A 24643-nucleotide genomic window follows, 5' to 3' on the forward strand; every position below is an offset into this window, starting at 1 on the left:
TAGATAACTTTGATAACAAATCAAGGAACTGTTTTTTGCTCTCGGCGCTCTATTACGACCAGCCTTTTCCAGCGCTGAACCGGGGACGCGCCCTGGTCGCGCCCGTCTCCAACGAGTTCCATGAACTGGGTGCCTGGATGCTGACCACCACGCTCGAACTCGACGGCTGGGAGGTCACACTGCTGGGCTGTGACACTACACCCGAGTCGCTGGTGGCCAGGGCGCTCGCCGAGCGTCCGAGATTCATCGCGCTGTCGGTGACGCTCGTCAGCAACGTGCAGGAGGCCAGACGCGCCGTGTCGGCCCTGCGCGCAGCCCTGGGGCCGGAGACGCCGCCGATCCTGGTCGGCGGCCAGGCTTTTATTGCAGCTCCCACGTTGGCGAAGACGGTGGGGGCGGATCTCTTTCTCGACAGCGTCGAGGCGCTGATCGACTGGGCACGTACACTGGAGATAGGCGGATGACCCTGGTATCCCAAGATCGTTCGTTGCACCCCGATCTGGCGGCGGCCCTGCATGGGTATGTCATGGACTCCGGGCGTCTGGTCGTCGTGGAGGTAGACCGGGACGGCGTGATCCTGGACGCCAACGTGGCCTTCCGGTCGCGGTTCGCCGGGTTCGCCAATGTGCGCGGCGAGCCGCTGGCGCGTTTCCTCGGCAACGGCAGCCGGCAGCCGGACATCGAGCCGGGCCTGCCGCATCGTCAGCCGGTGGCGCGGGTCTTCAAGACCGTCATGGGCGGTGAGAACTATCTGTTCCATGCCTATCCGCTGGGCGACAACGTGTTACTCATCGGCGAGCGGGCCGGCGCCGACGACAACGACGTCATCGCGCGCATGGGCAACTTGACGCTGGAGATGTCGCGTCTGGTGCACGATCTGCGCAAGGCCAATCACGATCTGGAACAGGCCAATCGCCTGAACGAGCAACTGGCCCGCACCGACAGCCTGACCCAGTTGCCCAATCGGCGCTATTTCATGGAGCGTCTGACTCAGGGCGTGGCCCAGGCCCAGACGCGCTCGCATCCGCTGTCCGTGCTCATGATCGACCTGGATCACTTCAAGCGTGTCAACGACACCTTCGGGCACGCGGCCGGCGACCGGGTACTGATCGCCTTTGCCGAACTGATGCGCGCTCAGGTGCGGCTCTCGGATCTGCCCGGTCGTCTGGGCGGCGAGGAGTTCGGGCTCTACATGTTCGATGCCGAACTCGAGGTGGCCATCTCGGTGGCCGAGCGTCTGCGCGCCAATGCCAATCTGATGCGCCCGCTCGAAACGGATTACCGGCCCAGCGTCAGCATCGGCGTGGCGACCCTGACTCCTGGCGAGGGGGCCGAGCAGTTGCTCAAGCGAGCCGACGACGGGCTCTATCGCGCCAAGGAGAGCGGACGCAATCGGGTGATGGCGGCGGCTTGAGACCCGATCTCAGGTTCCGGTCGAAGTGAGACGCTCGAATAGGGCGGAACGCGCTCGATGCGCCAGGCGACCGCCGCACGTCGCCAGAATGCGCGCGGCGAGCCGGCCTCCTCCAGCGGTTCCTGTCCGAGCAGATGCCAGGCCAGCCGCAGGGCGGGTAGCGGATCATCATCCTCGACGGGCGCGGCGGCCAGCGATTTGCTCAGCTTGCGTCCTTGGCCATCGAGCACCAGCGGGATATGGGCATGGCTGGGCGTGGGCAGTTCCAGCGCCCGTTGCAGTCCGATCTGGCGCGGTGTCGAGAGCAGCAGGTCGGCGCCGCGCACCACATGGGTGACGGCCTGCCAGGCGTCGTCGACCACCACGGCGAGCTGATAGGCGTGGAGTCCGTCGGCGCGACGCAACACGAAATCCCCGATCGATTCGGCGACCGAGTGGCCCTGTCGGCCCCGGATGCGATCCTCGAAGTCGATGGGATCGGTCTCGGTACGCAGACGCAGACTGCGCGCGCGCCGTCCGGGCGGCAGACCGTCGCGGCAAGTACCGGGGTAGATCGGCCCTTCCAGTCCGCAGCGGGCACGGGCGGCGATCTCGGCGCGGCTGCATCCGCAACCGTAAACCAATCCCAGCGCGTCCAGGCGCGCGAGTGCCGCGTCATAGGCGTCGAGACGCGCGCTCTGGAAGACCACAGGCTCGTCCCACTCGAAGCCGAAGGCGCGCAACGTGCGCCGGATGGCGTCGGCGGCTCCTCGAACCTCACGCGGGCGGTCCAGATCCTCGATGCGCAACAGCCAGACGCCGTCGTGGGCGCGCGCGTCGGCATAGCTCGCGACGGCGGCGAGCAGTGAACCGAAGTGGAGCGGACCGGTCGGGGAGGGGGCGAAGCGCCCCCGGTAGCCGGACGCGACCGACGGGGCTTCGCCGTTCATGCGGGAGGACTCAGCCGCGCTGTTTCTCGCGGATCTCGTCGAGCGTCTTGCAGTCGATGCAGAGCGTGGCGGTCGGGCGGGCTTCCAGACGGCGGATGCCGATCTCCACGCCGCAGGCCTCGCAATAACCGTAATTGTGATTGTCGAGCCGGTCGAGCGCCTCGTCGATCTTCTTGATCAGCTTACGCTCGCGGTCGCGGGTGCGCAGCTCCAGACTGAACTCGGACTCCTGGGTCGCGCGGTCGTTGGGATCGGGGAAGTTGGTCGCCTCGTCCTGCATGTGATGCACGGTGCGATCGACCTCTTCCATCAGCGAGCGCTTCCAGTCGAGCAGGATCGCGCGGAAGTGGGCCTCCTGATCGGGATTCATGTATTCCTCGTCGCTGCCGGCCTGGTACGGCTCGAAGGAATAGCCCTCGGCGTTGTGTTCGCGTGCTTCGGTCATTGTGTGCTCCTCCCATGGACCGCCTCGGCTCTCTGGCCTGGATGCGGCTTGGATTCAGTGGCTCCCGGCGGCTCGAAAGCGACCTCCGCCGGCGGTCCGAGCCGAGAAAGCGTGCTTAAGTACCAGATCGCGCACCGGCGGGCAACTGATCTTCGCTGTTTCGCGTGCCGGAAGCGATGCGGGCAAGCGCCGATTTGGGTAATCTTGCGTGTTCGGTTCATTCTGAGCGCTCACGACGAGCGGACTGGAGCAGACAGGCATGTATGGGTTCAAGGCACTCATCTTCGACGTGGACGGGACTGTCGCCGATACTGAGCGCGACGGTCATCGCCCCGCCTTCAATGCCGCGTTCGCGGCGGCCGGTCTGGATTGGCATTGGGATCCCGAACTCTATGGCGAGCTGCTGGCCGTAGCCGGCGGTAAGGAGCGCATCCGTTATTTCATGCGGCGTGCCGGGATCGAGCCGGAGCCGGGTGTCGATCCGGATGAGTTCGTGGCGCGTCTGCATCGCGACAAGACCGCGCACTATCTGGCGCTGTTGCGTCAGGGGGCGATTCCGCTGCGGCCGGGAGTGTTGCGTCTGTGGCGCGAGGCACAGGCGGCGGGTGTGCGGCTGGCGATCGCGACCACCACCACGCCCGAGAACGTCGTCGAGCTGCTGGAGAATGCCGGTGCGCCGGGTCTGTCGAGCTGGTTCGAGGTCATCGCCGCCGGTGACGTGGTGCCGAACAAGAAACCGGCGCCGGACATCTTCACCTATGCGCTGGAACGGCTCGACCTGAAGCCCGAGGACTGCGTGGCCGTCGAGGACTCGGACAATGGCGCGCGCGCAGCGCTCGATGCCGGGATTCGCGCCCTGGTGGTCACGGTCAACGCCTATACGGTCGATCAGGACTTCGGCGCGGCGGCGCTGGTGGTCGATCGGCTCGGCGAGCCGGATTCGCCGTCTCGGGTGCTGGCCGGTGATCTGGGCGATCGGTCGCTGGTGGATCTGGCCGTGCTCGACCGGCTGCATCGCCGGGTCCACGGAGCCGGTTGATGGCGGAGCGTGCAATCGAAGGCCGGCCGATGGTGGAGCATCCGACGAGCCGACTGGCCGAGCGTGCGCATCGGGTCGAGCCCTTCCATGTGATGCGTCTGCTCGGGCGCGCCCGCGAGCTGGAGGCGGCCGGGCGTTCCATCGTGCATCTGGAGGTCGGTGAACCGGACTTTCCGACGCCTGAGCCGATCCCGGCCGCCGGTCGGGCGGCGCTCGACGCCGGTCTGACCCACTACACCCCGGCCGCCGGCTTGCCGGCCCTGCGTCAGGCGATCGCAGCGCACTATGCACAGCGCCATGGGGTCGAGGTCGATCCGGCGCGGGTGCTGGTCACGCCCGGTGCGTCCGGGGCGCTGCAACCGGTGTTCTCGGTGCTCCTGGAACCGGGCGATCGGGTCATCCTGGGCGATCCGTCCTATCCCTGTTATCGCCAGATGTTCGGACTCATGGGCGCCGAACCGGTCGCGGTGCCGCTCGGCCCGGAGACCGGCTATCGGCTCACGCCCGAGCGGCTCGAAGCGGCCTGGGTGCCCGGCACGCGCGCGGTGGTGGCCTCGCCGGCCAATCCGACCGGCGCGGTCACGAGCCTGGACGAACTGTGCGCGATCCAGGCCATCTGCCGGGCGCGCGGAGCGGCGCTCATCGTCGACGAGATCTATCGCGGTCTGACCTATGGCGTGCCCGACACCACGGCGCTCGCGCTCGCCGGCGAGGATCTCTATGTCGAGGAGGCCGGAGTCGCCCTGACCCCAGATCAGGACTTCGGCGCGCACGAGTGCAACCGCCATGTCCGTCTGGCCTATACGCGCGACTTCGAGGTGCTCGACGAGGGCGTGCGGCGGATCGGCGACTTCCTTGCGGGCCTCGGATCGACAACATGACGCAATCGCTTCGATCGACGACCTTTCAACCACGCGACAACGCCCAGCGCGAGGCGAGCGAACGTCTGCTGGCGCTGCATCGGCGACTGCTCCATGACGACAGCGGAACTCGGCAGGAACCCAGTGGCTGGCTCGGGCGTGTGCGGGCGCGTCTGATCAAACCTGCCCCGGTCGAACCGGTCCGCGGACTCTATCTCTGGGGCGGGGTCGGGCGCGGCAAGACCTATCTGATGGACTGGTTCGTCGAGGATCTGGAGTTGCCCGGCAAGCGGCGGCTGCATTTCCATCACTTCATGCGCGACATCCATGCCGCGCTCGCCGTGCTGCCCAAGCAGCCCGATCCGCTGGAAGTGGTCGCCGACCGGCTGTGCGCCGAGACGCGCGTGCTCTGTCTCGACGAGTTTCTGGTCACGGACATCACCGACGCCATGATCCTGCACGGGTTGCTGCGGGCGCTGTTCGCGCGCGGCCTGACCCTAGTGACGACCGCCAATACCCAGCCGAGCGAACTCTATCGCAACGGACTGCAACGCCAGTCCTTTCTGCCGGCGATCGCGCTCATCGAGCAGCACACGGAGGTCTTCGAACTCGACGGCGGGGTGGACTACCGGTTGCGGACCCTGACCCAGGGCGGGCTGCTGTTCGAGTCGGGAGCGGCGGGCGAACGTCAGTTGGCGGACTATTTCGCGCGTCTGACCGGCGGACATATCGAGCCGGCAGCGACGATCACGGTCAATGATCGCTCGATTCCGGTCAAGGGCATCGGCATGGATGTGATCTGGTTCGATTTCGCGAGTCTGTGCGGCACGGCGCGTTCGGCCGCCGATTACATCGAGATCGCCAAGGAGTATCACACCCTGCTGCTCTCGGACGTGCCGCGGCTCGATGCGAGCCAGGAAGCCGCCGCGCGCCGCTTCCTGCACCTGATCGATGAACTCTACGATCAGCGGGTGAAGCTGGTGATGTCGACGGCCGCGCCGGTCGAACAGCTCTATGCGGGCGGTCTGACCGAGTTCGCGCATGAGCGCCTGATCAGCCGCCTGATCGAGATGCAGTCGCGCGACTATCTGGCGACGTCGGCGGATCCGGGCTGAGTCGGTCGAAGCGAGTCGTTTCGGGTGGAACCGGGCGCGCTCGATCGCGATCAGCGCGCGCGGTAGACGATACGGCCCTTGGTCAGATCATAGGGCGTCAGCTCGACCGTGACCTTGTCGCCGGTGAGGATGCGGATATAGTGCTTGCGCATCTTGCCCGAGATGTGCGCGGTCACGGTGTGACCATTCTCGAGCTGGACACGGAACACTGTGTTCGGCAGGGTCTCGGTGACCGTGCCTTCCATCTGGATGACATCGTCTTTTGACATAAGTGGACTTCGTTGGAATGGCAAATGCGATCCTTGATACGGTGATTTTCGAGAAAGAGTCGCCCCTTTAGTCGCGATCGGCGCGGTTCGCTCCTCACCGCACCCTACGGGGAACTGTTTTCCGGAAATCACCCAAACAGCGGAAGTCTATCACATCCGAAACCGGAGCGGCTCCCCTTCGGCTGATGGGGGGCGACCATAACTGATGCGTTGGCTTAGGAGCGTGTCGTTACAATGAGCGTCTTGCATGTACACTTCGCCGCATGACGACAGCCACTCCAATTGATTGAAGGCTCGAGCGCCGAGGCCCAAATCCGCCGGATCGCTATCTGGGCTCGCATCTTGTGACGACACTATCCGGAAACCGGACTCGCCACGCGACGGGCGGCTTCTCGCCGGGCGTGGCGAACCGATGGTCACTGGAGTCAGTGTCCGGTCATCACCCTGGCGCGCGCGATGAGCTCGTCGATCTCGCGCTCGGCCGCCGCCCAGTCCTCGGCCTCGTGACCTGGGGCGAAGCGGCGTTTCTCGGCCTTGTAGTAGGCCGCCTCGCGGATCATGTCCTGCCGCTTGGCCTCGGAGACCGTCGCCAGTTCGCGCAGACTGCCCTGGTGATCCGAGAGCCTGGGGGCGGTCGATGCGCTGGACTTGCCGCGCTTGGGCGTGGTCGCGGCCGGTGTCGCCGCGGCGGCGGACACCTTCTTGCCCGTCGATTTCGACGTGCTCTTCTTGGCCGGCGCGGACTCGGTCATGTCAGTGGGTGCGGCAGGGGAGCGGCTGGACTCGGGAGCCGGACTCTTGAGAGCCGTGGTCTTCTTGGTAACAGCCTTTTTCGCCGCCGTCTTCTTCGTCACGATCTTGTCGTCAGCCATGTCACTCGCTTGCCTCTCGATTCGGGGTGGCACTCGATAGGATACACAACAATCGGCGCTTCGCCGCGGTTTTTGTGTCGTCCGGGAACCGTCGACCGAGGTACGGGCGCCCGGATCGAGGGTGAACGAGTCATTGGTCATGCGCACGTGATGAATCCCGGCGCCCGGCTTTGCTATCCTTGGCCCCCATCCCAAGCCGTCATCGGGGAATTCTCATGGCAACCGTTCATCACGCGCTCGTGCTGAATCTCCACCAGCCGCCGGGCAATCTCCAGGATCTGCTGGAACACCAGAACTGGGAGGCCCGTGAGATTCTGTTCGCCCTCGACCGCATCCCGCGCAGTCTCTGGGGGCGCGAGGAGCTGGCCCGCGTCCATCTGTCGCTGTCGGGAACCCTGCTGGAGACGCTGTCCGATCCGGTCTTCCAGGAACAGGTCTACGGCATCGTCGACTGCGGCTCGCTGTTGTGGCATTTGCAGAATCAGGCCCTGTTCGAGGTGGTCGGCACCGGCTACTTCCATCCGGTGTTGCCGCTGATCCCGGAGGCCGACCGGCGCGAGCATCTGGCGCGCTGGCTCGACATCGCCCGCCATCTGCTGTGGCGTCCGCGGTTCCAGGGCTTCTGGCCGCCCGAGATGGGGTTCGCGATGGAACTGATCCCGCTGCTGCGGGCCTTCGGTTATCGCTATGTCTTCGTCGACAGCGAGCACGTCGAGCCGGTCGACGAGATGAGCTGGCAGGAGCTACGCTACCGGCCGCACATCGCCCGCTATGGCGATGACGAGATCATCGTCGTGGTGCGCGACCGCGAACTCTCCGATGCCCAGGAATCGGGCATGGACGTCGACTGGTTCCTCAACGAGGTCGCCGAGCGCACCAAGTGGTGTGACTTCGCGCCCCTGGTCACGACCTGCACCGACGGCGAGAACGGCGGCTGGTTCCGCAACGTCACCGAGGGCGCGAACTTCTGGACCGCCTTCTATCTGCCGCTGCTGGATCGGGTCGCGGCCGGCGAGGCCGACGTCCGGCCGACCTTCGTCAGCGACTATCTCGACGAGCACGGCGTGCACGGCGAGGTGCGGGTGCGTACCGGCGCCTGGAACACCGGCTGGCATCACGGACGCGACTTCACCCAATGGATGGGGTCGGAGCGGCAGCGTCAAGCCGTCGCCGACTACGCCGAGGCCAGTCGCATGATCCATGACGCGCGCTGGTTCGCCGGCGAGCGCGGTGTGACCGAGGGGCCGGAGTCGGACGCGCTCGCCGAGGCGCTGTGGCATCTGCTGCGAGCCGAGACCAGCTGCAATCTCTACTGGGGCGAGTCCTGGGTGCCGCGCGCCGAGGCCGATCTCCAGGCCGCGCGTCTGGCACTGGAGCGTGCGGTGCGTCTGGCCCAGCCGCACCAAGCGCCGCCGAGACCCGAGCCGGAGACCCCGGTTCAGGGGTCCGTTTCTCCAGCCGAACCGGCAGCCGCTGCATCCGAACCACTCGCCAGTCAACCTGAAGGAGCCGAACGTGAACGCCATGCCTGAATACATCGGAGACGTGCCCAATCTGTCCGGCCAGGAGGCCGAGGTCGCCCAGGTCGTCGCGCGCGGACGCGAGCGCGAGCTGTTCGCCAAACAGGGCGGGGTCGATTTCGGCGCCATCCGTGCCGCCGCCGCCATCGCGCTGCATCAGCATCAGCCGCTCATTCCCGCCGGAGGCGCGGATCTGCGCACCGCCGCGCTCATCAGCAATCTCCAGTACATGATGGAGAACCAACACATCGGCGACAATCACAACGCGCCGACCTTCGTCTGGTGCTACAAGCGCATCGGCGAATTCGTGCCGCAGCTCATCGGCGAGGGCCATTCGCCGCGCTGTATGCTCGAATATTCGGGCACATTGCTGCACGGTCTGCGCAAGATGGGCGAGCATCACGTCATCGACGCCCTCAAGACCGTCACCTGCAACCCGGACTACAACTGGGCGGTCGAATGGCTCGGGATGCCCTGGGGCCATGCGGTGGCGCCCTCGACGCCGGTGCAGGACTACCGGCTGCATGTGCGCGCCTTCCAGCATCACTTCGCCGCCATCTTCGGCTGGGAGGCGCTGGAGCGGGTGCGCGGTTTCTCGCCGTCCGAGATGGCGCTGCCCAACCATCCGGATGTCGCCTATGAGTTCGTCAAGACCCTGGTCGACTGCGGCTATCAATGGGTGCTGGTGCAGGAGCATACAGTGCACCGGGTCGGCACCGAGCAGCATCCCGAGCGTCCGCACATCCCGCACCGTCTGGTCTGCACCAACTCGCACGGCGAAACGGCGAGCATCATCGCCATCGTCAAGACCCAGGGGTCGGACACCAAGCTCGTGGCCCAGATGCAGCCCTGGTACGAGGCGCAGGGCCTGAATCGCGTCGATCTGGCCGGACGTTCGATCCCGCCGCTCGTGACCCAGATCGCCGACGGCGAGAACGGCGGGGTCATGATGAACGAGTTCCCGCCCAAATTCATGGAAGTGGTGCGCGCGGCCAGTCACTCGGCCACGCCGTTGATGAATGCCGGCGAGTATCTGGAACATCTGTTCGCCGCCGGCGTCGAACTGTCCGATCTGCCCGAGATCCAGCCGCTGTTCCACGATCGCATCTGGGCGCGGATGCAACCGGGCGACGGTCCCGAGAAGCTCAATCAGGTGATCGAGGATCTCAAGCGCGAGGATGGGCGTTTCCACATGGAAGGCGGGAGCTGGACCAACGATCTGTCCTGGGTCAAGGGCTACGAGAACGTGCTCGGCCCCATGGAAGAGGCCAGTTCGCGCTTCAACGAGCGAGTCCTGCGTCCCGGCGTCGCGACCGACCACCCGGCTTACCGCAACGCGCTCTTTCATCTGATGTCGTCGCAGACGAGCTGCTATCGTTACTGGGGCCAGGGTCTCTGGACCGACTATGGGCGCGAGATCTGCCGCCGCGCCATCGAGATCATCGAGCGGGATTTCGCCAAATACTAAAACGCAATGGAGAATACGATGGATGTCAAAGCATCCTTGAAACACTTAGACGTGGCCAAGAAGCTGTCCGATCAGTTCGCTCGGTTGATGAAGCTCTACCACCCGAAGGTCTGGCGCGAAAAAGGACTCATGTGGACGAGCGGGCTCTTCGTCGTCACCTATCTGGTGGTGGTCGTGGTATTGGGAATGCTCTGGTCGCGCTCCCCCGAGACCTTCGACGTGCGTGCCAATGCGCTGGCGATGGTCGAGGGCGACGAGACGCGCCTGGTGACCGGCAGCTACACCGCCGCCACCGCCATCCGCATCGGCGAGACGCTGCTCGGCAAGCCGGGCGGCTATCTGAGCAACGACAAGACCCCTCCCGGCGTCTATCTGGACAACATCCCGAATTGGGAATTCGGCGCCCTGACCGAGCTGCGCGACCTGACCAATTCGCTGCGCAACGAACTCAGTCGTGCGCAGTCGCAGTCGATCGAGGACCGCGACCTCCAGATTGCCCAGCCTCAATTCAATTACAACTCCGAGTCCTGGATCCTGCCCTCCAGTGAGTCGGAATACCGCAAGGGTTTAGCGGCGCTCGAACGTTACATGCGGCGTCTGTCCGATCGCGAGGCGCAATTCTTCGCGCGCGCCGACAATCTGGCGGTCTATCTCAAGGTGGTGGAGAAGCGGCTGGGCAATCTGGCCCAGCGTCTGTCCTACGCGGTCGGTCAGGACGATCTGGACACCGAACTGGCCGGCGATCCCAGCGCACGCCGTGCAGATGGCGCCGCAAGACAGCTGCATAACCAAACGCCCTGGTCGCAGATCGACGATGTCTTCTTCGAGGCGCGCGGCTATACCTGGGCGCTCATCCATACGCTGCAAGCCATAGAACTGGACTTCGAGAGCGTGCTCAAGACCCGCAACGCCCAGGTGTCTTTGCAGCAGATCATCAGCAAGCTGCAGAGCACGCAGGATCCGGTCTGGAGCCCGCTCATCCTCAACGGCACGGGTTTTGGTCCCATGGCCAATCATTCGCTGGTGATGGCCTCCTACATCTCGCGTGCCAACGCCGCCATCATCGATCTGCGCCGCCTGCTGGAGCAGGGTTGACATTCCGAGATGCCGGCTGTCCCGTCTTGACCGCCTCCGTGGTCGCGGCTCCCGCTGCGGCCGGGAAATAGGGCGAGGACTTCGACCGTGCCCACGCCTGGGCACGGTCGAGCCGACTTCCGGCGCAAAAACCTCTCGTGCGATCCGTGATTCGACGGCCCTGGGTACCCAGAGTCTCCAGTAGGGTTTACCGGATCAGTTGGCGCTAAAATGCCGAACCACGAGCCGAGGAGCATCCAAGGCTCGTCCGCTTGCCGCCCGGCAAGCGTGAAATCGATCGCATCACGACTCGAGGTCAATCAGCATGAAAGACCGTCTTGTTTCATCCATCGTATGTGCGGGCATCGTATGTGCGGGCGGTTTGGTCGCCCTGGTCACGGGAAGTGCGCACGCCACCAATGGCATGGCGCTCTCCGACTACGGGACGATCGCGGCCGGGCTGGGAGGGGCCTCCCAAGCCTATGACAACGGTAACTATGGCGCGATCAACAATGCCGCCACCCTGGCCCTGATGGAGCCGGGCAGCCGCCTGGATATCGGCGCCACCTTCATGCACATCGACGCCGCGACCTGGACGTCCGGGGTTCCCGAGGTGGACTCCGAGGCCGACTGGTTCTTGATGCCCAACCTGAGTTATATCGTCAAGAGCGGCCAATTCTCCTACGGCATCGGCGCCTTCAGTCAGGGCGGCATGGGGGCGGACTACGGAAAACACAGCTTCCTGTCCATCGATCCCAACTCCGGCCTGCCGACGGGACTGCGCGACGACAGCCAGGTCATGGTCGGGCGCCTGATCTTGCCGGTGGCCTTTCAGGTGAACGAACGCCTGAGTCTCGGTGCCGGTCTCGATTTCGTCTATGCCCGGATGACCATGCTCCAGGCCATGCCCCAGCAGGCCCTGATGGACATGATGACGCCCGGTCAGCAAACCCTGGGTGTCGCTGCGGCGGATCCGAACACGGCCATGGGACTCGGCAGCGCCAATTACGCCCATTTCGACCTCTCGAAACTGGACAACTGGGGCTTCGGCGGACAAGTGGGTCTGACCTTCAAGGCGACCGACACGCTCACCCTGGGGGCCAGCTATCAGTTCGAGACCCAGATGGGCGACCTTGAAGGGGATGGAAGTATCAACGCGGGCGTCGGTAGCGTCTACCAAACCATCGAGGGCGACGCCCGGATCCTCGATTTCCAATGGCCGGCGACCTTCAAATTCGGTGTCGCCTTCCAGCCGAACGAGTCGCTGCTGCTGGTGGCCGATATCAAGCACTATGACTGGTCGGGCGTCATGGATTCGCTCAGGATCGAGTTCCGGCCGAACGGCGGCGGCTATGTGGACGTCGACATGTACCAGAAATGGGACGATCAGACGGTCCTCTCGCTCGGCGCCGAATACCGGATCAATCCGGCGCTCAGGGTACGCGCCGGATTCAATTACGCCGCCGACCCGGTGCCGGAGCAGTATCTACAGCATCTGGGCGAGGCCATTACCGAGACGCACCTCTCGCTGGGCGTCGGTTACGACATCGACGCGCGCAGTCAGTTGAACGCTGCCTATGTCCATGCCTTCGAGAATTCGGAGACCAACACCAGTCCGCTGGTCGGTCTGAGCAGCTCTCTGGCTCAGGATTCGTTCAGTCTCAGCTATAGTTACCGCTTCTGAGTCCTGACGGCGGCGCGCGGCCCGTGACCAAGGGCCGCTCAACGCATCATGCTGTTCATGAAGTCCATGGGATTGGTGAAGGAGTTGATGCCACGGTTCATGTCGACGCCCATGTTGTGCATGACCGGCCCCATGGTCGCCACGGAGGGTGCCATGAACGAGACCGATTTGGCGAGCGTATCCAGATCCTCGGCCATGAGGCTGTACATCTCCGACATATGTGCATCGATCTCGGTGATCTCACGCGCGATGATGTCGATATCGGAAATATTCTTGCCCATGACGGCCATGGTCGCGTTCATGGTCCCCATGTCCCCGCGCATCGCCCGCATGTCCTCCGACATGCCCGCGATGCCGCCACGCATCGCCAGCATGGATTGATTCATCTCCACCATGGCGGTTCGCATGGCGCGCATGGAGAGCATCATGTCGTACATGATGCCCATCATCAGGCCTCCACCCAGGAGGCCGGCAAGGATCATCAACGGCTTGGCCAGTCGGTTCATGTCTCAGGTTCTCTCGGTCCAGGTATGAAGGATGCCGCGCGGTCTGCGCCTGTGTTCCAGGCGCGTGGACTCACCAAGGTCTATGTCATGGGCGAGATCCGGGTCGAGGCCCTGCGGGGCGTCGATCTCGATCTCTATCCCGGTGAACTGGTGGTGCTGCTCGGGCCATCGGGCAGCGGCAAGTCTACACTGCTCAACATCCTGGGTGGTCTGGATTCGCCGACCGGCGGTTAGGTGATCGCGGACGGGCGTGATCTGACCCTGGCCGGCGAGCGGGCACTGACCGCCTTTCGCCGTCAGGTCGTCGGCTTCGTCTTCCAGTTCTACAACCTGATCCCCAGTCTCACCGCGCGCGAGAACGTCGCCATCGTCACCGAGATCGCCGAGGATCCGATGACGCCCGAGGCGGCGCTCGATCTGGTGGGCTCGGCGCGCGTCTCGATCATTTTCCGGCCCGGCTCTCGGGCGGTGAACAGCAGCGGGTGGCCATCGCGCGCGCCATCGCCAAGCGTCCGCGCGTACTGCTGTGCGATGAGCCGACTGGGGCGCTGGACTCGACGACCGGTGTCATCGTGCTTGAGGTTCTGGAGCGCGTGAATCGCGAACTGGGCGCCGCCACGGCGATCATCACCCACAATGCCGCCATCGCGGCCATGGCCGATCGCGTCATTCAGATGGCCGATGGGCGGATTCAGTCGGTGCGCGTCAATGCCGAGCGGGTCGCGCCGCGCGAGATCCAGTGGTGAGCACGCTCGACCGCAAGCTCCGGCGCGAACTCTGGAGCCTGCGCGGTCAGGTGCTGGCGATCGCCGTGGTGATCGCGGGCGGAGTATCGACGCTGCTGATGTCGCTCGCGACGCTCGATTCGCTGACCCTGACGCGCGATGCCTTCTATCGCGACTATGCGCCGGGTGGTGCTCGAACTGGGCACGCGGCCCGGCGTCGACTGGGCCGAGCCGACCCGTCAGGTCGCGGTGCGTCTGCGTCACGCCAATGCCGAACGCTCACCGAGCGGGCGCGCGATCCGGCGACACTGCGGGTGCTGGGCTTCAGCCTCGGCGAGATCACGGCGATCCTGTTGGGCGAGCTGGCGCTCCTGACCGCCATCGCCATCCCGGTCGGATTCGGCATCGGCTGGGGGTTGATCGCGCTCATCGTGCGTGGTGTCGAGTCCGAACTCTATCGCATCCCGCTGATCCTGGAGCCGAGCGTGTTCGCCTTTGCGGCGAGCGTCATCCTGGTCGCCGCGCTCCTGTCGGGCCTGCTGGTCGCGCGCCGTCTGCGCGAACTGGATCTGGTGGCCGTACTCAAGACTCAAGAATGAATGCCAAAGGGACCGCCATCCGTCGTCGTGTCATCCGGGTGCTGAGCGCTTTGGCGCTGCTCGCGCTCGCGGCCGAGGCGTCGGCGAATCTGGCGCAGAGCATCCGTGATCGTCCATCCCGCTCGCGAGCCGGCCGACGGAACGCGCATCGAGACGCGCCTATGAGAAGTGCGAGTCCGCCGTCGAGGCCGACCATGCCTAGCGTTTGTGCTGCGCTACGTGAGCACATAACAGCGAGGTAGCCCATGGAAACGTTGCCCGGCGCCGTGGTATCCCCGTGGCGGGCTTGGCGGGAGTGCTGCTGGCCGCCAAGCGCTCAGGTATGTTGGAATCCGTCGGACCCGTGCTGGCCGATCTGGTCGCGAAGGTCTTGCGTCAGGCCGGCGAGTCACCCTGATTCATTCGCCGCTCCGGCAGAGACGCAGCCGCTTCTCTCGCTTTCACCAGCCGCCATTCACGGCCTGCCGGCAGAGCGCTTCCCATTCGCGCTCGCCGATGTCGAGCATGTGCCCGGCCTGATCGCGATACTCCAGCATCTCGGCCGTCTCGTCGGTGCCGTTGGCCAGTGCGACGAGATAATGCGCCAGCTGCCCGAGCGCGATCAGGTGCGGGATGCGCCGATCCTCGGCCTCCAGATGGCGCGTGCCGTGATGATGCAGGATCGCCAGCCCGATGAACTCGGGCAGCTTCCAGTTGTTCGCCAGCAGGAACCCGACCACGGCGTGATCCGTGCCGAGCGTGGCGCGCTCGTGGATCAGCAGCTCGCTCGGCGTGCTGTCGGCGCGAAAACTCCACTCGGCGATGTAGTTGTCGGTGACATTGGCGAAGATCAGACTGCCGACGTCATGCATGATGCCGAACAGATAGGCCTCGTCCTCGCCGATGTCCGGCGTCAGCCGCGCCAAGGCGGTGACGATGCGCGCCGTCCCGAGGATCGACTCCCAGAGCACCCGCACCGGTCCCTGATTGACCTCCAGCAGACGATTGATCGCCTCGGCCGTCACCAGATTGGTCAGACGCGCCAGTCCCAGGAGTCCGGCCGCCTGATGAACGCTCGCCACCTGCGCCGGCAGATTGAATGCCGGCGAGTTGACGACGCGCAGCACCTGCCCCGTCAGCACCGGATCCTGGGCGATGAGGCCCGAGGCTACCTTGAGATCCGGCTCGGCTCGCATCAGCTCGCGACGCAAGGCCATCACCACGTCCGGGATCTGGGGTACGGGCGCTCGACGCACTACGTTCAGCGCGGCCTCGAACACCGGCTTGGACGGGTAGAGCGAGCGATTCGATGTCTGGTGTTGGGCAACGGCTTGAGCGGTCATGGCGACTCGGCGCGCTCCATGGGGCAAATGAGATTGAATTATACTGGATGGTGCTCTTCTGCGCCCAAACCAAGCGCCGTTTTGTGATCCCGTTCTCGGTTCGATCACCTCCAGCGCCGGGGCCGCGCGTCACCGTGCGCGGCCACCTTAAGGCGAGTGCGCCTGTGCGTACTCGGACTGGATGCACTCCACGAGTTCGAGCGCTTCCTCGAACTCGAATCCGAGCAGATGGCGCTCGATGCGCTCGAACGATTCGCCGAGACTCGACCGCAACAGGGTCCGCTCGTTGCGCAGCAGCGCGATGGCCTGGGTATCGTTCTCGCGCAGCAGATGGAGCAGGGTCGTGAACAGGTGTTCGCGCCGCTCCGCCTGATCCTCGGGCGGATTCGGCGTGGCTTCGGTCGCGGGCGGGCTGCCCAGTGCCGCCAGGGTCTGATTCAGCGGCGAGAAGGCCGTCGCGATCCGGTCGATCGCCACGCGAATCGGCTCGGCCTGGAGGTCGGGATCGGCCTTGAGCATGTTCCATCCGGCGCAGTTCCTGGGTGCGGGCCGCGACGAGCACCTCCAGATGGGCGCGCTGCCGGAGCTGCCGGCGCCGGCGCAGAACATGGAGCCCGATAGCACTGAAGACGATCGCTAGGAATCCGGCCAGTATGATCCAGATCGAGTGCAGGACGAAGACGCTCAGCATCTCCTCGCGATCCATCTTGGCCAGCAGATGCCAGTCGGTTCCGGGAATGGATGTGACGACGCCCATGACCGGTCGCCGACGATCGTCGAAACCGCACGCGAGTGTGCCGGGCGTGGCGGTCGCCGACCACATCCAGTCGGCCGGTGAGCCGGGCTCGTCGAGCGGCAGATAGTGGGACACCAGTCCAGGGCGCAGATGTTCGTGCTGGCCCAGCACCGGCAGCCGGTCGCCATCGCGCCTCAGGAGACGATCAGGAATGGCAACCACTGGAGCCGGTTGGCTGGGGGCTGGGTTCCTTGGGTATCGACCATGACTCGCCCGCGAACTCGATGCGAAACTGTGACGGATTGCTCAAAAGGATAGCAATCCTTGGTTCGGCTGGTGCAATATCGCCCCTACATGGAAAAGCTCCAACTCGCGGGTGCCTCGACCCGCGCCAACGAATCCCGAATCAACGCGCATGGCGATGAAAGACACCGATCGCGACTCCAGACATCCGGACTCGCGTAACTCCCGGAACAGAGGCGATGGGTTATCCGCCGACGAGATCCGTGAACGCGCCCTGGCGGCACTGCATCAGGGGCGTTTCCACATTGCCGACGAGCTGCTGCAGGGCGCCAATGTGGAACTCACCGCCATGGTCGAGAGCCTGCGCATCTATCAGGCGGAGTTGCAGATCCAGAACGACGAACTGTTGCGCAGTCAGCGCCAGATCCAGTTGGCCCTGGAGCGTTTCACGGCCTTATTCAACGGCCTGCCGATCGCCGAACTGGTGGTCGACCGCTATGGCCTGATCCAGGAAGCGAACTTCGCCGCCCAGGATCTGTTCAATCTCAAGCACTCGCACATCCACCAGCATTATTTCACGCGCCTGATCGACGAGGCCGATCGCAGTCTGGTGGCCGAGATCTGGAAGCGGCGGCTGCCCGAGGAACGCAAGACCCTGGCGCTCAAGGAGATCCGCTTCCACTGCAGCGAACACGAGCAGTTCGTCGGCGATCTGCATATCGCGCCCCTGCCGGATTTCGAGGGCGAGAGCGACCACTATGTCTGCGCCATCATCGATCGCACCGAGTCGGTGCGACAACGCCAGGAACTCCAGGAGCGTCTCAAGGAGGTGCGCGGACTCTACGACGTCCTGCGCGAGACCAGTCGTCACGAGGCGCCCATCGAGGAGGTTCTGCAACGGGTGGTCGAGTGTCTGCCGGCGGCCTGGCAGTTTCCGGATCTGGCCGAGGCCTGCATCCTCCTGCCCGAGTCCGGCTTCCAGACGCAGGGTTTCACGGCGACCGACTGGATGCAGACGGCTCCGATCAGGATCAATGGTCTGGAACTCGGCGAAATCCGACTGGCCTATCGCGAACCGCCGCCGCTGGGGCTCAATGGCTCCCATTTCCTCGACGAAGAGCAGTCGCTGCTGGAGGCGGTGGCCTCGCACATCGCCGTCTATGTCGAGCGACAGCGCGACGCGCAGTGCCTGAGCGAGAGCCGCGAACAGTATCGGGTTCTGGCCGAATACAGCCCGGACTGGGAGTATTGGCTCGGTCCCGACGGGCGTTATCGCTATGTCTCACCCGCCTGTCGGGAAATCTGCGGCCACAGCGCCGATGAGTTCCTGGACGACCGGGATCTCATCACGCGCCTGATCCATCCGGCGGATCGCGAACGCTGGAGCCGGCATGTCGCCGAGTCGCTCCAGTCGACCTGCTCCGATCATGCCTGTCTGGAACTGCGCTTGTACGCGCGCGACGGACGCGAGCGCTGGGTCGAGCACATCTGCAATCCGGTGTTCGGCACCGATGGGCGTTATCTCGGGCGGCGCGGGATCTTTCGCGACATCACCAAGCGCAAGCGGATCGAGTCCGAGCTGACCAAGCGCTCGCTCGCCGTCGAACAGAGTCCGGAGAGCATCGTCATCACGGACCTGGACGGCTGTATCGAGTACGTCAACGATGCCTTTACCGCCAATACCGGCTATTCGCGCGACGAGGCGATCGGCCAGAATCCGCGCATCCTGAAATCCGGTCTGACCCCGCCCGAGACCTTCGACGCACTCTGGGAGTCTCTGCTATGCGGTGAGGTCTGGCACGGCGAACTGATCAACAGGCGCAAGAACGGCGAGATCTACACCGAGCTGGCCAGCATCTCGCCCATCCGTCAGGCCGATGGACGCATCACGCACTATCTGGCCGTCAAGGCCGACGTCACCGAACAGAAGCGTCTGGCCGAGGAACTGGATCAATATCGCCATCATCTCGAGGAAATGGTCGAGATGCGCACCCTGGAACTGCGCCGGCAGACGCGCTCGCTCCAGGCATTGATCGACAACCTGCCGCATCTGGCCTGGATGAAGGACCGCGAGGGGCGTTTCGTCGCCGTCAACCGGGTCTTCGCCGAGGCCAAGGGACGCTCGCCCAGCGAGATCATCGGCCTGACCGACTATGAACTCTGGCCGCGCGAGATGGCCGAGCGCTACCGGACCGACGACGCCGAGGTCATGGCCGGCGGCTCCCAGCGTACCCGGGAGATGCCGAGCGTGACCAATCCGGGCGCCATCTACGAGACCTTCAAGGCGCCCATCATCGACGACACCGGCGAGGTGCTCGGAACGGTCGGTTTCGCGCGCGACATCCGCTCCCAGCGCGAGATGGAGGCCGAACTCGCACGCCGCGCCGAACTGGCCGAGAGCGCAGTGCGCGCCAAGAGCGCCTTCCTGGCCAACATGAGCCACGAGATCCGCACCCCGATGAACGCCATCCTGGGGCTGGCGCATCTGCTGCGTCGCGAACTGATCGATCCGGCCAACATCAGCCGGCTCGACAAGATCGAGAGCGCGGCACGTCATCTGCTGACCGTGATCAACGACATCCTGGATCTGTCCAAGATCGAGGCCGGCAAGCTGCGACTGTCCGACGAGGACTTCTCGGCGGTGATGCTGGTCGATCAGGTCATTGCGCTGATCCACGACGAGGCGCGCGCCAAGGGACTGAGTCTGAAGGTCGACCTGGATCCGGATCTGCCCTGGATGCGCGGCGACCTGACGCGCCTGCGTCAGGCGCTGCTCAACTACGCCAGCAACGCCGTCAAGTTCACCCATGCCGGCTTCGTGACGATCCGCGTGCGTCTGCTGGAGCGCAACGCCGAGGGGTTGCGGGTGCGTTTCGAGGTCGAGGACACGGGCATCGGCATCCCGACCGACAAGCAGGCGAAGCTCTTCCAGGCCTTCGAGCAGGCCGATACCTCGACCACGCGCCGCTATGGCGGCACCGGCCTGGGTCTGGCCATCACGGCGCAACTGGCGCGGATGATGGGTGGAGACGCGGGCGCCGACAGCATCGTGGGACAGGGCAGCACCTTCTGGTTCACGGTCAGTCTCAAGCCCGGTCAGCCGGGACTCATCGTCACGCACGCCCATCGGCTGGCCGCCGAGTCCGAGATGCGCGACCGCTGCGCCGGGGCGCGCGTGCTCCTGGCCGAGGACAATCCGATCAATCGTGAGGTGGCGCTGGAGCTGCTCACCGGCGTCGGGTTGCGCGTGGAGACCGCCGAGAACGGTCAGGTCGCCCTGGAGATGGCCGCCGGCGAGGACTATGACCTCATCCTGATGGACGTGCAGATGCCGGTCATGGATGGCCTGAGCGCCACGCGCGCCATCCGCGCCCTGCCCAATTGGTCCGACAAGCCCATCCTGGCCCTGACCGCGAATGCCTTCGAGGAAGACCGACGCGCCTGTCTGGAGGCCGGCATGAACGATTTCGTGCCCAAACCGGTCGAGCCGCTGGATCTGTTCGATGCCCTGTTGCGCTGGCTGCCGGAGCGTCCCAATGCGGCCAAAACGCCGGGATCGGAAGCGTCGGCAGATTCGGCGTCCGAACCCTCAGCCATCGAAGCCCGGCCCGCGACCTCCAGTGTGCATCGCGCCGACCTGCTGGCCGCCATCCGCGTCCTGCCCGGTATCGATCTGCGCCAGGGGCTGGCGAGTCTGCGCGGCAGTCAGGAGAAGTATCTCAAACTGCTCGAACGCTTCATCGGCTCGCATGCGGATGATCCCCGGCATCTGGCCGAAGCGCTGGCGAACCGTGATGGCGAGGCCTTGGCGCGTCTGGCGCACAGTCTCAAGGGCGTGGCCGGCACTCTGGGACTGGTCGCCATCGCTGAGCAGGCCAAGTCGCTCGAGGTGGTGCGTCGTCCCGAGGGTTTCGAGTCGCCCGACAGGCTCGTCGAGGCGATCGACGCCATCGATCAGGCCCTGCTGGCACTGCGCAATGCCGTCGAGCAGTCGCAGACGCCCGCCCGGTCGTCGAGTCCACCCGATCCGAGCCTCGATCCCGAGCAGGCGCGCGCCCTGCTCGACGAGCTGGCGGCGCTGCTGAACGAAGACAACGCGCGTGCGAATACGCTCTGCCGGCACGAAGCGGCGCGACTCGCGGCCATCATGCCTGATGAGCACGCCGAACTCGCGCGCCTGATCGATCGGTTCGACTTCGAGTCGGCGTTGGAACTGGTCGCAATCGTCCAGGCACGTTTGAGTCGACCCGAGGGAGTTCAGCCCCGGTGACGGCCGCCACGACGACGCGGCTCTCCGGTCGGCGCATCGCCCCGAACTCCGGAAGCCTGGGCAGCGAGGCCCTGGATGAGCGCGTCCACGAGATCCTGCGCCTGACCGATCTGAGGCGCCCGCTGTGGGCGCTGGGACTGGCGTTCGCCGGCATGACGCTGCTGCTCGCCGTGCAGGTCGTCCGGCCCGCGGCGGCCTGGACACACTGGAGTCTGTTCGGGTTGCTGGGGCTGGGACTGACCGGTATCGTGCTGGTCCGGCGGCGACTGCGCGATCGGCTGTTGCGGCCGCTGGCACGTCTGGAGCACTCGCTGACCCAGGTCTGTCAGGGCGAGCCGGGGGCCGGCGACAGTCTGACCGAGACCGGGGTGTTGCAGGGCATCGCTCAGGACATCCGCAGTCTCAACGAGGAGCTGACGGGGCTCTACGAGGACATGGACGATCGCGTGGCGCGCCAGACGCGGCGTCTGGCCCAGAAGACCGCCTCGCTCAAGATCCTCTACGACGTGGCCGCCGGCATCCATCAGACCGAGAGCGTGGAGGAACTGCTGTTGCGCTTCCTGCGCGTGCTCAAGGAGATGATCAACGCGCGCGCGGCGACCGTGCGGCTGGTGTTGCCGGACGGCACGCGGCGGCTGATCGGCTCCATCGGGCTGAACGACGATCTGGTGCGCGAGTCCGAGATGGCGCCGGTCGATCTCTGTCTGTGCGGCAATGTGCTCGCGCCCGGTGACATCCTGTGCGACAACGACGCGCGCTACTGCTCGCGCCTCTATGGCCGGCGCATGTTCGCCAGTTCCGAGATCGAGGTGGTCACGGTGCCGCTGGAGCATCGCGACGAGCTGCTCGGCGTCTATAGCCTGTTCCTCGACCGCCCCGGCCTGAAGGGGCGCGAGGACATCCTGGATCTGCTGTTCACCGTCGGTCATCATCTGGGTATGGCCATCGCCAAGCAGCGTTCGGACGCCGAGGCGCACCGGCTGTCGATCGTCGAGGAGCGCAACGCGCTCGCCCACGAGCTGCACGATTCGCTGGCGCAGACCCTGGCCAGTCTGCGCTTCCAGTGCCGGATGCTCGACGACTCGCTCGCGGGCTGTCCCATCCCGCCTGAGGCGCGCAACGATCTCACGCGCATCCGCAATGGTCTGGACGAGGCCCACACCGAGCTGCGCGAGCTGCTGGCGAGCTTTCGCGCGCCGCTCGACCGGTGCGGACTGGTGCCGGCGCTCGAAAAACTCACCCAGCGGCTCGGGCGCGAGACCGGCGCCCATGTCCTGTTCCAGAACGACAGCCGGCCCTTCGAGTTGTCGGCGACCGAGGAACTGCAATTGCTGCGCATCGCTCAGGAGACGCTGGCCAACATCCGCAAGCACGCCCAGGCGCATACGGTGCGCGTCCTGCTGACGCGCGAGAGCGGCGGGCGGCATGTGCTGCTGATCGAGGACGACGGGGTCGGCTTCAGCCCGCCGGACGCGCAATCCCCGCCGGGTGAGCGCATCGGGCTGTCGATCCTGGAGGAACGCGCTCGGCGCATCGGTGCCGAGTTGCGCATCGAGAGCGAGCCGGGGGAGGGGACGCGGGTGGAGATCGTCTTCGACGCCGGACGCCGTCCGGGGCGTCATCGGACTCAGGGCCTGGAGACGGATCGATGCGCGTACTCCTGATCGATGATCATGCCTTGTTTCGCTTTGGGCTTCAGGAGTTGCTGGAGCGGCGCGGTATCGAGGTGGTGGCGGCCGTGGGCGATTCCAGCACTGGGATCGAGCGGGTGGCCGCGACCCGTCCCGATGTGGTCCTGCTCGACATGCGGATGCCGGGGCTGAACGGGCTGGAGTTGTTGCGCCGGTTGCGTGCGGCCCATCAGTCGATGCCGATCGCGATGCTGACCACCAGTGCCGAGGAGCGCGATGTGATCGATTCGCTCCAGAGTGGGGCGCAGGGGTATCTGCTCAAGGATATGGAGCCGGATGCGCTGATCGCGGCCTTGGGTGAGATCGTGCAGGGGCGCACGGTGGTGGCGCCTGAGTTGATGGGGGTGCTGGCGCGGGCGGTGCGGGGTGAGTCGAAGCCGGTGCCCGTGGCGGGCGGCGGTGCGGCGGATCTGACCCCGCGCGAGCAGGAGATCCTCTGTCATCTCGCTGAGGGGCAGAGCAACAAGACCATCGCGCGTGCGTTGGGGATCTCGGAGGGGACGGTCAAGCTGCATGTGAAGGCGATCCTGCGTAAGCTCGACGTGCATTCGCGGGTCGAGGCGGCGGTGATCGCGGTCGAGCGGGGGTTGTGTGAGCGGGGCGGCTCGGGTGGTTGCGGTGGTGGTAGTGGTGGCGGTGGCGACTCGGGCGCCGGCGGTCGGGGGTCGCCGTGAATCCATCCCTGGAGGCTCGACGACGGCATCCATGCCGTCGACGCCCCCGACCGCCGGCGCCCGAGTCGCTTGAGCGTCGGTGGTTGCGGCCGGCGCTTTATGGGGAGCGTCCGGCAAGCGCCCAGGCTACGTGCTCGCGCACCAGTGGGCTGGGGTGGTCGGCACGGGCTTGGAGGGCTGTCCGGATTTCCGGCGATGGCGGGGCGTTGCCGAGCGCAACGGCGAGGTTGCGCAGCCAGCGTTCGTGGCCGAGCCGGCGGATCGCTGAACCCTCGGTACGGGTGAGGAAGGTCGGTTCGTCCCAGGCGAACAGGGCGATCAGGGTCGCGGTGTCCAGGCCGTGACGGGGCAGGAAGTCGGTTTCTTCGGTGAGGCGGGCGAAGCGGTTCCAGGGACAGACGAGCTGGCAGTCGTCGCAGCCGTGGATGCGGTTGCCGATGAGTGGTCGCAGCGGTTCGGGGATGGCGCCCTTGAGTTCGATCGTGAGATACGAGATGCAGCGTCGTCCGTCGACCTGATAGGGCGCGACGATGGCGCCTGTGGGGCAGGCGTCGAGACAGGCCCGGCAGCGCCCGCAGTGATCGGTCATGGGCCGATCGGGCGGCAGCGGCAGGTCGGTGTAGATCTCGCCGAGGAAGAACCAGGAGCCGGCGCGCGGATTGACGAGGTTGCTGTGTTTGCCGATCCAGCCGAGTCCGGCCTTTTCGGCCAGCGGTTTTTCCATCACGGGCGCCGAGTCGACGAAGACGCGGTGTCCGAAGGGGCCGATGTGGGCGGCGAGTCGGTCGGCGAGATGTTGCAGGCGCCGGCGCAGGACTTTGTGATAGTCGCGCCCGAGTGCATAGCGTGAGATGAAGGCGCCGGCCGGGTCGGCGAGCCGCTCATGCAGGGTGGCGCGGGATTCGGGCTGGTAGTCCATGCGCGCCGAGATGACGCTCAGGGTGCCGGGTACGAGTTCGGCCGGGCGCGAGCGCTTGGTGCCGTGACGCGCCATGTAGTCCATCTCGCCGTGATGGCCGCGCGCGAGCCAGTCGAGCAGACGCGGCTCGGCGTGCGCGAGATCGGTGTCGGTGATGCCGATCTGCTGGAAGCCCAGTTCAAGGCCCCAGGCCTTGATGCGCTCGACCAAGGCTTGGGGTGTGTCAGGCGAGGTGAGCGACGTCACGGGTGTCATACCTCGATTTCCGC

22 protein-coding genes and 2 pseudogenes are annotated in these 24643 nt (G+C 65.6%); 16 read left to right on the plus strand and 8 right to left on the minus strand.

The window, feature by feature from the left end; genetic code table 11:
* Window positions 1–35: 35 nt before the first annotated feature.
* Both Atep_RS04080 and Atep_RS04085 read left to right on the plus strand, forming a co-directional pair.
* Window positions 36–464, plus strand: a complete 429-nt coding sequence (locus Atep_RS04080; RefSeq protein WP_236786469.1) for a cobalamin B12-binding domain-containing protein — start codon at window positions 36–38, stop codon at window positions 462–464.
* The gene (locus Atep_RS04085) at window positions 461–1414 is read left to right on the plus strand and encodes a GGDEF domain-containing protein (RefSeq protein WP_213380392.1); all 954 of its coding nucleotides are present in this window, start codon (window positions 461–463) and stop codon (window positions 1412–1414) included. Before Atep_RS04080 ends, Atep_RS04085 begins: the two co-directional genes overlap by 4 nt.
* Here Atep_RS04085 and gluQRS read toward each other — a convergent pair.
* Window positions 1366–2343 (minus strand): tRNA glutamyl-Q(34) synthetase GluQRS, encoded by a 978-nt coding sequence (gene gluQRS / locus Atep_RS04090; protein WP_213380393.1) that lies wholly within the window; start codon window positions 2341–2343, stop codon window positions 1366–1368. The two genes, Atep_RS04085 and gluQRS, sit on opposite strands and share 49 nt — an antisense overlap.
* Window positions 2344–2353: 10 nt before the next feature.
* Window positions 2354–2788 (minus strand): RNA polymerase-binding protein DksA, encoded by a 435-nt coding sequence (gene dksA / locus Atep_RS04095; protein WP_213380394.1) that lies wholly within the window; start codon window positions 2786–2788, stop codon window positions 2354–2356.
* A gap of 259 nt (window positions 2789–3047) precedes the next feature.
* Between dksA and Atep_RS04100 the strand changes: the two genes are divergently transcribed.
* From Atep_RS04100 to zapE, 3 genes are read left to right on the plus strand one after another with little or no spacing between them, the layout of a single operon-like run.
* Window positions 3048–3827: an HAD-IA family hydrolase gene (locus Atep_RS04100; RefSeq protein ID WP_213380395.1), complete on the plus strand. Its 780-nt coding sequence runs from the start codon at window positions 3048–3050 to the stop codon at window positions 3825–3827.
* On the plus strand, window positions 3827–4708 hold the full coding sequence (locus Atep_RS04105) for an aminotransferase class I/II-fold pyridoxal phosphate-dependent enzyme (RefSeq protein ID WP_213380396.1): 882 nt from the start codon (window positions 3827–3829) through the stop codon (window positions 4706–4708). The genes Atep_RS04100 and Atep_RS04105 overlap by 1 nt, the downstream gene beginning before the upstream one ends.
* The gene (gene zapE / locus Atep_RS04110) at window positions 4705–5802 is read left to right on the plus strand and encodes a cell division protein ZapE (RefSeq protein WP_213380397.1); all 1098 of its coding nucleotides are present in this window, start codon (window positions 4705–4707) and stop codon (window positions 5800–5802) included. The genes Atep_RS04105 and zapE overlap by 4 nt, the downstream gene beginning before the upstream one ends.
* A 50-nt stretch (window positions 5803–5852) precedes the next feature.
* On the opposite strand, the gene infA is transcribed toward zapE, so the two are convergent.
* Both infA and Atep_RS04120 read right to left on the minus strand, forming a co-directional pair.
* Window positions 5853–6071, minus strand: a complete 219-nt coding sequence (gene infA / locus Atep_RS04115) for a translation initiation factor IF-1 (RefSeq protein WP_012971469.1) — start codon at window positions 6069–6071, stop codon at window positions 5853–5855.
* Between the two features lie 425 nt (window positions 6072–6496).
* The gene (locus tag Atep_RS04120; protein ID WP_213380398.1) at window positions 6497–6943 is read right to left on the minus strand and encodes a DUF2934 domain-containing protein; all 447 of its coding nucleotides are present in this window, start codon (window positions 6941–6943) and stop codon (window positions 6497–6499) included.
* A 215-nt stretch (window positions 6944–7158) separates the two neighbouring features.
* On the opposite strand from Atep_RS04120, the gene Atep_RS04125 reads away from it, so the two are divergent.
* From Atep_RS04125 to Atep_RS04140, 4 genes are all read left to right on the plus strand, one after another.
* Window positions 7159–8475, plus strand: coding sequence for a polysaccharide deacetylase family protein (locus Atep_RS04125; RefSeq protein ID WP_236786471.1), 1317 nt, complete (start codon window positions 7159–7161; stop codon window positions 8473–8475).
* Entirely contained in the window at window positions 8459–9931 is a 1473-nt protein-coding gene (locus Atep_RS04130) for a polysaccharide deacetylase family protein (protein WP_213380399.1), read from the plus strand. The genes Atep_RS04125 and Atep_RS04130 overlap by 17 nt, the downstream gene beginning before the upstream one ends.
* An 18-nt stretch (window positions 9932–9949) precedes the next feature.
* Window positions 9950–11026, plus strand: a complete 1077-nt coding sequence (locus tag Atep_RS04135; RefSeq protein ID WP_213380400.1) for a DUF2333 family protein — start codon at window positions 9950–9952, stop codon at window positions 11024–11026.
* A gap of 304 nt (window positions 11027–11330) precedes the next feature.
* Window positions 11331–12689 (plus strand): OmpP1/FadL family transporter, encoded by a 1359-nt coding sequence (locus tag Atep_RS04140; protein WP_213380401.1) that lies wholly within the window; start codon window positions 11331–11333, stop codon window positions 12687–12689.
* A gap of 38 nt (window positions 12690–12727) precedes the next feature.
* Here Atep_RS04140 and Atep_RS04145 read toward each other — a convergent pair whose 3' ends face one another.
* Window positions 12728–13195, minus strand: a complete 468-nt coding sequence (locus tag Atep_RS04145; protein WP_213380402.1) for a hypothetical protein — start codon at window positions 13193–13195, stop codon at window positions 12728–12730.
* A gap of 24 nt (window positions 13196–13219) precedes the next feature.
* Between Atep_RS04145 and Atep_RS04150 the strand changes: the two are divergent.
* The 3 genes and pseudogenes from Atep_RS04150 to Atep_RS17225 form a co-directional block, all read left to right on the plus strand.
* Window positions 13220–13941 (plus strand): annotated as a pseudogene (locus Atep_RS04150) (ABC transporter ATP-binding protein).
* Window positions 13938–14519 carry an ABC transporter permease gene (locus Atep_RS16475; RefSeq protein WP_236786473.1) on the plus strand — a complete coding sequence of 194 codons (582 nt, stop codon included), beginning with the start codon at window positions 13938–13940 and terminating at the stop codon, window positions 14517–14519. Before Atep_RS04150 ends, Atep_RS16475 begins: the two are co-directional and overlap by 4 nt.
* A gap of 262 nt (window positions 14520–14781) precedes the next feature.
* Window positions 14782–14916: pseudogene (locus Atep_RS17225) on the plus strand (hypothetical protein); the annotation flags it as partial.
* Between the two features lie 43 nt (window positions 14917–14959).
* On the opposite strand, the gene Atep_RS04160 reads toward Atep_RS17225, so the two are convergent.
* Both Atep_RS04160 and Atep_RS04165 read right to left on the minus strand, forming a co-directional pair.
* Window positions 14960–15841, minus strand: a complete 882-nt coding sequence (locus Atep_RS04160) for an HDOD domain-containing protein (RefSeq protein ID WP_213380403.1) — start codon at window positions 15839–15841, stop codon at window positions 14960–14962.
* A gap of 147 nt (window positions 15842–15988) precedes the next feature.
* Window positions 15989–16360: a hypothetical protein gene (locus Atep_RS04165; RefSeq protein ID WP_213380404.1), complete on the minus strand. Its 372-nt coding sequence runs from the start codon at window positions 16358–16360 to the stop codon at window positions 15989–15991.
* Here Atep_RS04165 and Atep_RS16870 point away from each other — a divergent pair.
* From Atep_RS16870 to Atep_RS04180, 4 genes are all read left to right on the plus strand, one after another.
* A complete protein-coding gene (locus tag Atep_RS16870) occupies window positions 16353–16481 on the plus strand; it encodes a hypothetical protein (protein WP_272876307.1) in 129 nt (42 codons plus the stop codon). The genes Atep_RS04165 and Atep_RS16870 overlap by 8 nt on opposite strands.
* Window positions 16482–16992: 511 nt before the next feature.
* Window positions 16993–21090 carry a PAS domain S-box protein gene (locus tag Atep_RS04170; protein ID WP_236786475.1) on the plus strand — a complete coding sequence of 1366 codons (4098 nt, stop codon included), beginning with the start codon at window positions 16993–16995 and terminating at the stop codon, window positions 21088–21090.
* Window positions 21087–22754 (plus strand): sensor histidine kinase, encoded by a 1668-nt coding sequence (locus tag Atep_RS04175; RefSeq protein WP_213380405.1) that lies wholly within the window; start codon window positions 21087–21089, stop codon window positions 22752–22754. Before Atep_RS04170 ends, Atep_RS04175 begins: the two co-directional genes overlap by 4 nt.
* On the plus strand, window positions 22739–23455 hold the full coding sequence (locus Atep_RS04180) for a response regulator (protein ID WP_213380406.1): 717 nt from the start codon (window positions 22739–22741) through the stop codon (window positions 23453–23455). Before Atep_RS04175 ends, Atep_RS04180 begins: the two co-directional genes overlap by 16 nt.
* A gap of 97 nt (window positions 23456–23552) precedes the next feature.
* Here the strand turns inward: Atep_RS04180 and queG are convergent, their stop codons facing one another.
* Window positions 23553–24629 (minus strand): tRNA epoxyqueuosine(34) reductase QueG, encoded by a 1077-nt coding sequence (queG, locus tag Atep_RS04185; protein WP_213380407.1) that lies wholly within the window; start codon window positions 24627–24629, stop codon window positions 23553–23555.
* Window positions 24630–24643: the final 14 nt, after the last annotated feature.

It is taken from the genome of Allochromatium tepidum (assembly GCF_018409545.1).
Taxonomy (GTDB): Bacteria; Pseudomonadota; Gammaproteobacteria; order Chromatiales; family Chromatiaceae; genus Thermochromatium; species Thermochromatium tepidum_A.